This is a genomic window from Rhodococcus sp. S3 (genome assembly GCF_058211795.1).
The window spans coordinates 4213027-4225462 of record NZ_CM177074.1; the positions used below are offsets into that span (position 1 = coordinate 4213027).

12 protein-coding genes and 1 pseudogene are annotated in these 12436 nt (G+C 65.9%); 8 read left to right on the plus strand and 5 right to left on the minus strand.

The window, feature by feature from the left end; genetic code table 11:
• Positions 1-53: 53 nt before the first annotated feature.
• From AC0LPE_RS19580 to AC0LPE_RS19595, 4 genes and pseudogenes are all read right to left on the minus strand, one after another.
• Positions 54-914 (minus strand): alpha/beta hydrolase, encoded by an 861-nt coding sequence (locus tag AC0LPE_RS19580; protein ID WP_490605028.1) that lies wholly within the window; start codon positions 912-914, stop codon positions 54-56.
• 130 nt (positions 915-1044) lie between these two features.
• Complete coding sequence (locus tag AC0LPE_RS19585; protein ID WP_490605029.1) at positions 1045-1530, minus strand: hypothetical protein; 486 nt, start codon at positions 1528-1530, stop codon at positions 1045-1047.
• A gap of 50 nt (positions 1531-1580) precedes the next feature.
• A pseudogene (locus AC0LPE_RS19590) lies at positions 1581-1913 on the minus strand (SDR family NAD(P)-dependent oxidoreductase); the annotation flags it as partial.
• A 442-nt stretch (positions 1914-2355) separates the two neighbouring features.
• Positions 2356-3810, minus strand: coding sequence for an FAD-dependent oxidoreductase (locus AC0LPE_RS19595; protein WP_490605030.1), 1455 nt, complete (start codon positions 3808-3810; stop codon positions 2356-2358).
• A 219-nt stretch (positions 3811-4029) separates the two neighbouring features.
• Here AC0LPE_RS19595 and AC0LPE_RS19600 point away from each other — a divergent pair, with 219 nt between their 5' ends.
• The 3 genes from AC0LPE_RS19600 (at position 4030) to AC0LPE_RS19610 (ending at position 6605) form a co-directional block, all read left to right on the plus strand.
• The gene (locus AC0LPE_RS19600) at positions 4030-5523 is read left to right on the plus strand and encodes an MFS transporter (protein WP_423658474.1); all 1494 of its coding nucleotides are present in this window, start codon (positions 4030-4032) and stop codon (positions 5521-5523) included.
• 100 nt (positions 5524-5623) lie between these two features.
• Positions 5624-5971 carry a hypothetical protein gene (locus AC0LPE_RS19605; protein ID WP_088898864.1) on the plus strand — a complete coding sequence of 116 codons (348 nt, stop codon included), beginning with the start codon at positions 5624-5626 and terminating at the stop codon, positions 5969-5971.
• Positions 5964-6605, plus strand: coding sequence for a Dabb family protein (locus AC0LPE_RS19610; RefSeq protein WP_253250122.1), 642 nt, complete (start codon positions 5964-5966; stop codon positions 6603-6605). Before AC0LPE_RS19605 ends, AC0LPE_RS19610 begins: the two co-directional genes overlap by 8 nt.
• A 61-nt stretch (positions 6606-6666) precedes the next feature.
• Here the strand turns inward: AC0LPE_RS19610 and AC0LPE_RS19615 are convergent, their stop codons facing one another.
• A complete protein-coding gene (locus AC0LPE_RS19615; protein ID WP_490605031.1) occupies positions 6667-7587 on the minus strand; it encodes an alpha/beta hydrolase in 921 nt (306 codons plus the stop codon).
• Positions 7588-7796: 209 nt separating this feature from the next.
• On the opposite strand from AC0LPE_RS19615, the gene AC0LPE_RS19620 reads away from it, so the two are divergent.
• The 5 genes from AC0LPE_RS19620 (at position 7797) to AC0LPE_RS19640 (ending at position 12391) form a co-directional block, all read left to right on the plus strand.
• Complete coding sequence (locus tag AC0LPE_RS19620; RefSeq protein WP_088898861.1) at positions 7797-8771, plus strand: alpha/beta hydrolase; 975 nt, start codon at positions 7797-7799, stop codon at positions 8769-8771.
• A gap of 114 nt (positions 8772-8885) precedes the next feature.
• Positions 8886-10352 carry an FAD-dependent oxidoreductase gene (locus AC0LPE_RS19625; RefSeq protein ID WP_230825787.1) on the plus strand — a complete coding sequence of 489 codons (1467 nt, stop codon included), beginning with the start codon at positions 8886-8888 and terminating at the stop codon, positions 10350-10352.
• Positions 10353-10466: 114 nt separating this feature from the next.
• Positions 10467-11381, plus strand: coding sequence for an LLM class F420-dependent oxidoreductase (locus AC0LPE_RS19630; RefSeq protein ID WP_423658857.1), 915 nt, complete (start codon positions 10467-10469; stop codon positions 11379-11381).
• Positions 11382-11428: 47 nt separating this feature from the next.
• The gene (locus AC0LPE_RS19635) at positions 11429-11818 is read left to right on the plus strand and encodes a nuclear transport factor 2 family protein (RefSeq protein WP_016695964.1); all 390 of its coding nucleotides are present in this window, start codon (positions 11429-11431) and stop codon (positions 11816-11818) included.
• A gap of 78 nt (positions 11819-11896) precedes the next feature.
• Positions 11897-12391, plus strand: coding sequence for a flavin reductase family protein (locus AC0LPE_RS19640; RefSeq protein ID WP_016695963.1), 495 nt, complete (start codon positions 11897-11899; stop codon positions 12389-12391).
• Positions 12392-12436: the final 45 nt, after the last annotated feature.

Here is a 12436-nt window from a genome sequence, read left to right on the forward strand (position 1 = left end):
ATCCCGATCACCGGGAGAACGCGAGGACGGACGATCGGTCTCCGACGGTCCGATCATTCCGGCGAGGCGAAGACGCCGGAGAGGTAGGCGACGATCTCGTGGAACAACTCCTCCGCAGCAGGTAGCACGGCTGTCATGGTCGCGAAACCGTGCATCATCCCGTCGTACCGCCGTAGTTCGACCGGCACACCGGATTCCTGCATACGCCGCGCGTACTCCTCGGTGCCGTCGCGCGTGGGGTCCACTTCGGCGGTGGCGACGAAGGCGGGCGGCAGGCCGACCAGGTCGCCGGCGAGGCCCGGAGATGCCTGCACAGAACGCCGGTCGGCGGGATCCGGCACGTACATGTCCCAGAACCAGTGACAATCCTCCGGGGACAGCAGTGCCGTGGCGTACTCGGGATTGGTCACTTCCATCACCGCAGTCCCGTACAGGGAGATCTGCGCGAGAGGACATGGAAGACCGGTCTCGTGGAGTTGCTGGGCCAACGCGAAGGTCAGAGTGCCACCGGCACTCTCGCCTGCGATCACTGCTCGCGTCACGTCGACGGGCCGAAGTTCATCGGCCGCAGAGGTGATCCATTCCCAAACACTCCGACAATCGTCGAGCGCCGCCGGACAGGGGTGTTCCGGCGCCAGCCGGTAGTCCACGGAGACGATGACGGACCGGGATGCGATGCTCAACTTCCGCAGGTACTCCTCGTTCTGGTCGAGATTTCCGACGGCGAATCCTCCACTGTGCATCCACTGCACCACCGGCAACCCCGGGTCGTCGGACGGCCGGTAGACGCGCACGGGAACGCCACCACCGGCAGAGGGAACGACGCTGTCCTGTCGATGATGAATGGGTGTCGTTGCCGGAATCGCGTGTGCAGCGAGAGCGGCACGCAGATCCTCCACAGGCGTCTCGTGCATGGGCTTCGCCATGCGTGTTGCAGATGCATCGACCACCCGCTGGGCTTCCGGTGAGAGCGGCATATGTTCTCGTTTCGTCGACGTCTCGTACGGGCCGGGACGGTTCCGATCGCGGTGGCGGCCGTTCGGATCAGAGAACTCGCGCGGACACCTCTGCGAAGTGATCGGCGTATCTCACCGAGTCCTGGGTATCGAGGACGACGTGGACAGCACTGAAGACCGGTCCCGCTTCGGTGGCCCGGATGCTGCCGCGCACGATGCCACTCGATACGTTGAACGGCCTACCGTCGACGATCTTGGTGACGAAGATGTAGGACGAGAACTCGACCTCTCCGTCCGCGACGTCGGTGACGAACACATTGGTGCCGTTGTGGCGCAGCGGATAAGGGCTGTTGCGCCGGTGGTCGTCCTTCCACGCCATCACATTGGCGGCGCCACGCACGTCGACGCGGATGAAGTCCTCGTAGTCGGTCTCACCCGTGTCGCTCGCGCAACTGAAGGCGATGTCGTCGGCCATGAGCGCCCGAAGTTCGATGGGATTCCATTCGTCGTAATGGAACCACCAGGCCGCGACGAGGGCGCTGACGGTGCCCGGATCCACGGTCGACTCGTTCATGGAACTCTCCTGGAAGTCGGGGCGGATGGTCGGGGAATCCGGAAGCTCTGTCACCGGTCGCGTCCGGCGGTGATACCCATTCGTGTGAGCATCGCCTGTGGGTCGGCCGGCGGCGCGAGATCGAGGAGCTGGTGCGCACGCCGATGTACTGCGGCGATGCACAGGTCGTCATCCGAGTGGATCCAGAACTCGCCGCGCGCGATCTGCTCGACCATGTGCTCGGCGGCGACGAGCGGATCGAGCCCTTTCTCGACGTTGTCGCGTTGCATGGCCGCGAACACCGCGTTCGCCGTCGGGTTGTCCGTGGGTGCCTCACGCTGCGCCGACAGGAAGATCTCGCTCCGGATCGAATGCGGGATCACGGCACTCACCTGGATCGGTGCGGTGTCGAGAAGCTTACGCCCGAAGTAGATGTCGTGTAGTTCGGGATAGAAGACCACGCCGTCGTTGCCGAGGAATCCCCGGAACACCGGTGCGACGAAGTCCGACAGTGTCGCGTCCGCTTTACGATCCTTCCCACCGGAGATCGCGAGATACTCCTCGGTCGACGAGAAATGATGAGCAAGGATGAGACGCCACGGGCCGTTCTTCCGGATCACGGAGAAGATCGTCTCGATCTCCTCCGGTGTGTAGAAGTTCTCGATCACGGACGGTGGCGCCACGGGAATCATCGGATGACGCTCGAGGGTGGTCATTGGGGCTCCTCTCTGCCGCGGCATCAGCCCCGGCGGAACGGTGATCCGCGTGACATTAAGCACTTTCGATCGCATCGAATCTGACGGATTCCGAAGAGCGGGAGGGTTTCCCGTCGAGATCGCCTGCCTTCTACCCACGTGCAGCGGCGGCACCTGCCCGACGGCCGAAGAAGCTGCCGTCGCCGAGACTGGCACCGCTCGCGTAACCGCCGGCACAGACGCCTGCGGTGCACCGCCCGGCCGCGAGGAGACCCGGTATCGGCTCTCCCGAGATGTGCAGCACGCGGGAGTCCGTGTCCGTCTTCAATCCGCCCAGGGGGAACCCGCTCGTCATACCTCTCAGGTCGAATGCGGCGATCGGCGTTCCGATCGGCCGCACCCATTTCTCGTTCTTGGAGAACAGCGGGTCGGATCCGTCCTCGGCGTGCATGTTGTAGACACTCAGTGTCGAGGTCAGCGTTCCGGCAGGGAGGCCCATCTCCGCCTCGAGTTCTGCGGCCGTTTCACATACCCACGTCGGTTGCGGACCGGCCGACACCCCTCCCAGCACCTCGTCGTACGCGCGTTGATCGAGGATCAGGAAGGCTTCGTTGTTCTGATGGAAGAGCATCGCCTGCCCGATCCGCCCCGGATAGGTGTCTTCCGTGATGAACCGCTGTCCGTGCGCGTTGACGATGATTCCGCGCACCATGAGCTGAGGTGACGTGTGGACGGCGACCTCGGCAGCATCCATGTGCGCCGTCGCAGCACCGAGCGCTTGTCCGATCCGGATCGCCCGACCGTCGTGAGCGTCGATCGCAGATCCGGGCCGCCCGAGGAGGGCCGGCACGTGATCGCGCACCATCTCCTCGTCGAATGCGAAGCTCCCCATTGCGAGCACGACACCGCGGTGGGCGCGGATGGTGATCGTCGTGCCGTACCTGCGCGCGACCACACCCACGACCCGGCCGTCGTCGTTCACGACCACCGTCCGGACCCGAATGTCGTACTCTGCTTTCACACCCAGTTTCTCGGCTGTCTCGGCGAGGGGCTTCATCAGCATGTACCCGCCCCCGCGCTCACCGGTCTTCTTGTTGTCCATCTTCGGTAGATGTCCACGCGGAGCCGGAGGAATCACGCCCGCGAACGGTGCTGCGTTCTCGCCTCCGGAGTACATCAGCCCTTCGTCGTGCGCCGGCTCCCAGCCGGGCTCGCCCCAGAACTCCTCCTTGAACGGAACCCCGGCTTCGACCAGCCAGTTGTAGTGGTCGACACTGCCCTCGCAGTACGCGTCGACCTTTGCTTCGTCCACGGCGGGGCCCAGCGCAGCCTTCATGAATGCCTTCATGTTCTCGACCGTGTCGTCGAAGCCGCACGCCTTCTGCAACGGTGTTCCGCCGCCGAGGTAGATGAATCCACCTGCCATCGATGCTGCGCCGCCCCAACCGCCGGACCGCTCGAGGACGAGGACGTCGGCGCCGACACGCGCAGCCTCGACAGCAGCACTGACACCGGCAATTCCGTAGCCGGCGACAACGACGTCTGCGGAGAGATCCCACGTCGAGATCTCGGATTCGGGTACGGGACGCACGGAATCGTCGGACATCGTGTTCTCCTCGAAGTAGCGGAAGGGCACTCGGCCGCACGGTCCCACTCTTCCGGCGCAAATGGGACGAAGTCTCCCGCTCAGCGGTCGATGGGCGCCGCATCCACGGCGGTGCCGCCGACACTCGTCCCGAATCGGTTCGATCGGCGTGAACCGACGAAGAACGAACGTTTCACCGCATCGGGCGGTGAAACCACCCTCGTCTCAGGAGGACAACGGATGTCCGATCCCTCGACCCCGCCCGCCGATGATCGCCGCGACAGCGCAGTGGTGACCAGGTCCACGACCTTCGTCATCGCTGCCCTGGTCCTGGCGGAATGCGTGAGTGCCTTCGAAGCCGGGATGATCTTCATCGCCCTGCCACGGTTCGGCGAGATCTTCGATGCACCGGCCTCGACGACCGGATGGGCGGTGACCGCCTACATGCTCGTCGCCGCGACGACAGCGCTCGTGGGTGGCCGCCTCGGCGACATGTACGGCCGCAAGAAGGTCCTGATCATCGCGATGATGGTGTCGACACTCGGCTCCGTCATCAGCGTCTTCGGCGATTCGATGGGCGCGATCATCCTCGGCCGAGGTGTGCAGGGCGCCGCCGGCGCGATCCTGCCGCTCTGCTACGGGCTTGCACGAGAAGCACTCCCGCCGAGCAAGGTGGCCCTCGCTGTGGGATACATCAGCGGCGCGGCCCTGCTGGCCGGATCGGGTGGCTATTTCGTCGCGGGAGTACTGCTCGATGTGGCCGACTGGCACATGATCTTCGTCTTCGCCGCCGCGCTCGCCGTCGTGGCGTCCGTGGTCGCAGCGTTCGCCCTACCCGGCACCCACACGCGCACGGACCTCCCCCGGTTCGACTATCTGGGTGCTGCACTGCTGACCCCGGGCCTGGTGGCCCTCCTCTACGGCATCACGCAGGGACCGACCTGGGGTTGGGCCGGTTTCGGCGTTCTCGCCCTCATCATCGGGGGGCTCGTCGTCCTGAGTGTGTGGACCGTGTGGGAGTTGCGCCTGGCAGAGCCCCTCGTGAATCTCCGGGCACTGGCAACCAAGCGGATGACTCTCAATCTGATCGCCGTCGCGGTTCTGGCGCTCGGCCCGGTCGGAGCCGTCCAGATCGTCACTCCCCTGATCCTGCAGGCTCCGACCTCCATGCCCGTCGGACTCGGCATGTCGGCAACCGTGGCAGGTCTCATCGGCGGCATCGGGGCCATCGTCGGATTCGCGGCGTCCCCGATAGCGGGGATGGTCGCAGGGCGCTGGGGTGGCCGGACCGCGTTCTTCATCGGAGCAGCTCTGTTCGCCGTGGCCAACCTCCTGATTCTCGTGGGTCACAAGTCGCTGCCCGTCATGATCGCCGTCTTCGTCGTTGCCGCTGTGGCAACAGCGTTCGCCTACACCGGCTACCCGAAGATCGTCATCGAATCCGTGCCGGAGGACGTCACCAGCGTCACGACCGGAGTGCTGGCCACAGCCCGACAGGCGTTCTCCGCCATCAGCGTTGCGATCGTGTCGGTCATGCTCTCGCTGTGGACCGTGCCGGACACCACCATGCCGACATCGGCGTCGCTCGACCTGGCGGTCGGCTGGTTCGTGTTGTGCTCGCTGATCGTGGCGGCGATCTGTTTGTTCATCGGCCGGCCGCAACAGGCGCAGGCCGTCGACTCGCCTGTGAGCGACGGCCGGGACGACGCCGACATGTCCGGCGCCGCAGTCTGAAAGCGCACCCGGCGTGGGCCCGTTCGTTCCTCCGGGAAAACCCTCCCGCGAAGCGGGATACGGTCGTCCTGGGACTCCCCGACGACCGTAGGTTCTCGATATGGCAGACGAGAATATCTTCGTGGTCGACCGTGTGGTCACGAAACCGGGATGTGCACGTACGTTCGTCGACAGATACATCGCCGAATACGTACCGGGGGGACGTGGACGAGGAATGACACTCGACCGGATCCTCGTCAGTCCTCCGGTCTGGTCCGACGACGAAACCAACGTGGTCACCATCATGTGGTCGGTCGACGGCGTGAAGTCGTGGTGGAACATGACCCGACAGGGACGACGAGACCCCGAACTCGGACTGTGGTGGTCGGATATGGATCAGTACATCACCGAGCGCTCGCGGACGATGGCCGCCCAGGCCGCCGACATCGAAGGACTTGCCGATGTTTAACGTGGTCAGAGTTGTGCACTTCGACGAGTCCGCCAGCACTGCGGACTGCGCCGAATACGTCGACACCGTTCGGATCGCCGCCAAGGAACTCGACACGCTCGGACACTTCGTGGCTCCCACCCTGCCCGGCGTGATCAACGGTGGCAATGTCCTTGTGCACCTCCGTTTTCCTTCCGCAGAGATCGCCGCTCGCCACATCGGCGATTTCGACGTCACCCTCCGTACACCCCCCGCGATGTATGTGGACGGAGTCGGTTATCCGGCCTCCTCGGCGCACAGACGTCCGGACGAGCCGCACACGGTCTACCGCGCGCTTCTGGTGCGGGTCGACCCCGACGCCTCGGTCGAGGCCGTCGAGGAGTTCGAAGGTGACCTGTTGAAGATGCCGGGGTACATCCCCTCGATCGTCGCCTGGCGCCTGAGCCGGGTAGCGGATTCGGTGGGCCGTACCGAATGGACGCACGTGTGGGAGCAGGAGTTCACCGATCACGACGCTCTCATGGGCCAGTACCTGAATCATCCGGTCCACTGGAGCATCGTCGACCGCTGGTTCGACCCGGAGTGTCCGGAAGTGATTGTCCGCGAACGGGTGTGCCACACCTTCTGCTCCGTCGACGACATCGCCATCGAGTGAGAACGACGACGTCCTCGGACCATCGGTGATGGTCCGAGGACTCGTCTTCAGCAGGGTGCGGTCACTCGAACAGTGAGCGCATCATCTTCCAGATCTCCTGCCGTGCAGGCTCCGTCAGCGACAGCGACGGGAACGTCAGGAATCCGTGGAAGAGACCGTCGAATCGTCGATGCCGTACTTCCACACCGGCGTCCGCGAGTCGTTGCGCGTAATCGTCACCGGACGAGCACGGTGGATCGAGTTCGGCGGTGATCACGACAGCCTGCGGCAGTCCTGCAAGCGAATCGGCCCGCGTCGGGACCACTCGGGGATCGTCCCTGCCGTCCGGGGCGTACTGCTCCCAGTACCACTTCATCGCCTTGGTGGTGTTGTAGTACCCCGACCCGTACTTCCGGTACGACTCCGTGTCGAAGTCGTCGTCGATGACCGGATAGAACAGCGCCTGGCCGAACACTGCAGGCCCCCCACCGTCGCGCGCTGCGAGGGCGACGGTGGCGGCGAGGTTCCCCCCGGCACTGTCACCTGCGAGCACGATGCGCGTGGGATCTCCCCCGTACGTCGTGATGTTGCCGGCCGCCCATTCGAGTGCCGCGTACATGTCCTCGTGCGCTGCCGGCGCACGATGTTCCGGTGCGAGTCGGTAGTCGACGGACACGACGACGACGCCGACCCCCTCCGCCATCGAACGGCAGAACTCGTCGTGACTGTCGAGATCGCAGAACACGAAGCCACCACCGTGGGCGAAGACCACCACCGGAATCGCGCCCTCGGAACTCTCGGGCCGATAGACACGGAGCGCGAGGTCTCCACCGGGCCCGTCGATGGTGATGTCGTGGACATCCCGCATGGCGGGCAGGCGCTGAAGAGGTGCACGACGACTGCGGATCAGGTCACGGAGTTCCGGGGGCGGAACCGTGGTGACATCCGGAAAGCCCGCATCCAGGGCTTTCAGCATGGACTCGACTTCAGGATGCAATGACATGTGGGTCTCCTCGATGTGGTGCGTCCGGTCACGCTAAGACCGGGGGCGACAGGTCCGGAACCCGATCTCCCGACCAGCGGTCGACCGAAATACGTCACTTCAGTGGGACGAAGCCTTCGCTCGGACGGACCCGGCCACGAGGATGAGGAGCAGTCCACACCCGACGGTCACCGATCGACGGTGACCGGAGACCCGGAGGAAGCGACATCATGACCACCGCGCACGGTGCCACGTCCGCACCCGACGACGTCTACGACCCCGACGTGAGGAAGCTGGTCGAGGCGATCCGCGCGCGAGGCGTCGGTTCCTTGCGGGACACCGGGGTCGAAGCAGCCCGCCACTCCCTCGAGTCGATCGTCCGGCCCGCCGGCCCCGACATGCGCTCCGTGCAGTCCAGGGAACTCGCCGGACCCCACGGCACCGTTCCCGTGCGCATCTACCGCCCTCGTTCGGCGCCGGATCGACACGCACCCGCACTGGTCTGGTTCCACGGCGGCGGCATGATCATGGGCACCCTCGATTCGTTCGACCGGCTCGCGCGCGAGGTCGCCGAATCGACGCGGGCCGTGGTGATCAACGTCGACTACCGACTCGCCCCCGAACACCGCTATCCCGTGGCCCACGACGAAGCCTGGGCGGCACTCCGATGGGCACACGACAACGCTCACGATCTGGGTCTGGATCCGGACCGTATCGGGGTGGGCGGAGACAGCGCCGGCGGCGGGCTGGCCGCGGCCACAGCTCTCCGGGCCCGCAACGAAGGCGGGCCCCGGATCGCTCAGCAGGTACTGGTGTACCCCGGCCTCGAGCGCCGATGTGATCGACCGTCCATGCGCCACTTCGGCGACAGTCCCTTTCTCAGGGCCGAGGACATCGACTGGATGAAATCGCTGTATCTGGGCGATGATCCGGCAGAGGACGACGAGTACGGAACCCCGGTGCTGGCGACCGATCTGAGTGGGCTCCCTCCTGCGGTGGTGATCTGCGGCTATGCCGATCCCCTCCGGGACGGTGTGGAGGACTACGGACGACGCCTGCAGGAAGCGGGGGTGCCGACGGCCGTCATCCGCTATCCGGGGGTCGGGCACGGATTCTTCATGCAGACCCACGCACTGGCACGGGCCAGGGCCGCGATGACGGAGGTCGGTGCCCTGGTCGCCGCACGGTTCGCTCCGATCGCCTGATCCCGGAAACCCTCCCGGTGAGCAGACCATGACCGTCCCGGAGCCGTGAAACTCCTCGTATTTTGTCCGCGAGCGCGCAACCCGGTTCGCTCGTAGATGCCGAGGGAGGCAGCAATGTCCCGAGAACCCGGATCCCAGGTGGAACACGACGAGATCGAACACGCGGACGTCGTGGTGGTCGGGATGGGTGCCGCCGGTTGTGCCGCCGCTCTGGCCGCCCACGACGCGGGTGCCCGAGTGGTCGTACTGGAGAAGACCGGTCCCGGCGAGGCCGGCGGGAACACACGGGTATCGGGTGGCGGCTGGTTCCATCACGACGATCCCGAACGCGCTGCTGTGTATCTGCGCGCGCTGTGCGGCGACGATCGGCCCCTACCCGAGCCCGTCGTCCGAGCGTGGTCCCACGGAACCCGAGAGGTGTCCGCATGGGTCGAATCGCTCGGTGTCGAGGTGGGGCCGCACGGTCACTTCAACGCGGCCGGAGCGGAGTATCCCGAGCTGCCCGGGAGCGACTGCTACGGAGGATTGCGTTGTGTCGAGGGGACACTCGGCCAGGGTCGACTCTTCGCGGTCCTGGAGAAGGCATTGCACGATCGCGGCATCGACGTGCGGTACGAGACGCCCGTTGCGCGCCTGACGACCGACGCGCTCACAGGTTCGGTGACCGGCGTCGTCACCGCCGGCGGTGAACGGATCGACGCCGGGCGCGGCGTCGTGCTCGCCACCGGTGGCTTCGAAGGCGACCCCGAACTGGTACGCACTCACCTCGGACTCGAGGACGTGCCGGTGTGGGGAAGCACGGCCGCGACCGGTGACGGCCTCCGTATGGCACAGGAGGTCGGGGCGGATCTGTGGCACATGGACAACATGATGGCGGTCAACGGCATCACCGACCCGGCCTCCCGCCACGGCTACTTCGCGATGTTCGTCCATTCGCGTGGGGTGATCTGGGTCGACGACACGGGCCGTCGATTCGTGGACGAGTTCGTCCCGTCGGGGCACGGACAGGCGCTGATCGACGGGCGGTACGTTCTGCATCCGCATCGCCCCATGTGGGTCGTGTTCGACGAGAAGACGAGGTCGGCCGGTCCGATCAGCGGCTCGGCCGACATCCTCCCGGTCGGATGGAACGTGTTGATGAACGGTTATCGGTGGAGCTCCGACAACATGACGGAGATCGAAGCCGGCTGGATACGACGCGGCGACACGCTGGAAGAGCTTGCCGCGGTGACAGGACTGCCCGCAGATGCTCTCGCAGAAAGCGTCTCGGAGTACAACGCTGCATGCGCTGCGGGGGTGGACGAGCGCTTCGGGCGTTCCGCCGCCACGCTGGTGCCACTTCTCGACCCCCCCTTCTACGCCTACCGCAGCGGACCGATGCTGGCGTGGACCAACGGTGGGCCTCGTCGTGACGAACACGCCCGTGTCCTCGCCACGAACGGCACGGTCATCGAGGGACTCTATGCCGCAGGCACGGTGAGCTCGACATTCAGTTGGGCCAAGGACGGCGGTTTCCACATTGCCGATGCGTTCGTGTTCGGCCGCATCGCCGGCGAACACGCCGCTCGTCGTATCGGTTGAGTCCGGAGACCGGGACGGTTCGTGCGTCCTGCGCCCGCCGCGCGCAGACTGCCCGGAGACGACGTTGCGAAGGAGTGTCCTGTCATGGCCCCTGTGCCGAACCGAGATCCGAAGGTGCGGATCGGAATCACCAGTCCGATCGTCACGCGACTTCCGGGTGCGTGCAACGAATGGGAAGCAACCGCCGGGATCGACGAACTGGCACGGATCGCGGTGACCGCCGACCGTTTGGGATTTCATCACCTCACCTGCAGCGAACACGTGGCCGTGCCGGTGCCTGTGGCCGAAGTCCGTGGCGGGACGTACTGGGATCCGTCGGTGACACTCGGCTACCTGGCGGGACGGACCGAACGGATCCGGCTCGCCACGCAGGTACTGGTGCTCGGCTATCACCATCCGTTGGAGATCGCGAAGCGCTACGGCACTATCGATACCGTCAGCGCAGGTCGGCTGATATTGGGCCTCGGCGTCGGCACGCTACGAGAGGAGTTCGATCTGCTCGATGCCCCCTTCACCGATCGTGGTGCGCGGGCGGACGATTCCCTGGCTGCGCTGCGTGCCGCACTCTCCGAGCGCGTACCGTCCTATCGCGGAAAGTATTTCGAGTTCTCCGACATGGTCGTGGAGCCCAACGCGGTACAACCGCGGGTGCCGCTGTGGATCGGCGGGCGTACACCACGCTCCTTGCGACGGGCGTGCGAACTGGCAGACGGCTGGGTTCCTTTCGGTCTGTCGTTCGACGACGTGCAGGCGATGCTGGCCGAGCGACAGGTGCAGTCCGGATTCGAGGTCGTGTTGCCGGCTGCGGGTCTGGATCCGCTCGGCGACCCGGACCGGACGAGAAGGAGGCTCGATCGCGCCGTGTCGGCAGGTGCGACGATCATCGGCGCCGGCGTGACCGCCGAGACGGTCGACCACTACTGCGAGCAGCTCGAGGCTCTCACGGAGCTGTACGGGGAGGCGTTCGGGAACGCCGCGGATCTCCCGCTGCGCGGGAGCGCGACCCCATATCCACCACGACGCGAATAACGTCGACGAAGTCGCCCCTTGACCATCATCAGATCCGAGGAACAGCTATGACCGTGTCCGAAGCAGACGCCCGCACCCAGCGCATCCGCACCACCGTGCACGCCTATCTCGATGCCGTGGCCGCGGGCGTGGCCGCCGATATCGCCGCCCTCTACGCCGACGACGCCACCCTCGAGGATCCCGTCGGCAGCGAACCGCGCGTGGGCCGGGCCGCGATCGCCGAGTTCTACAAGGGTGTCGAGGCCACCGAGAACACCACCGAACTGCTCACGCTCCGGATCGGCGGGTCGACCGCGGCCTTCCACTTCCGTGTGGTCACGAAGGCGGGCGAGCAGACCTACGAGATCGAACCCATCGACATCATGACGTTCGACGACGAGGGGCGAATCACCAGCATGCGGGCGGTCTGGGCACCGAGCGACATGCGTGTTCGCTGACCGGTGGACGGGGCACGGTTCGCCAGCCCCCGCCACGGTGACGGACACTGGAACGAACGCCGATCGATTGGAGCTTCGATGACAGCGGAACACGCGGTACTGGATCCCCGACGGATCCGCGACGTGATGGGCAACTTCTGCACGGGTGTCACGGTGATCACCGCGCTCGACGGCGACGAACCCCTCGGATTCGCATGCCAGTCGTTCGTGTCGGTCTCGCTGGACCCGCCGCTCATCTCGTTCTGTCCCGCCCGCACGTCGACGACCTGGCCGAAGATCCGGGAGGTCGGAACCCTGGCCGTCAACGTCCTGTCCGAGAGCCAGCGCACCCTGTGCGGTGCGTTCGCGGTGAGCGGCGGCAACAAGTTCCGCGGGGTGCGCTGGGAGCCGGGCGACAACGGCGCTCCGGCGCTCGAGGGAGCTCTCGCGCGGGTGGAGGCGACCGTGGAGACCGAGTACGAGGCCGGCGACCACACGATCGTGCTGGCCAGGGTCACGGGGCTGACGTCGCTGCACTCCCGCGGTCCGCTCCTGTTCTTCCAGGGCACGTACGGCGGTTTCGAACGGCGGTGACACCGAACGTCGGCGATGCGGAACGACGGGTGAGGGAATAGACGG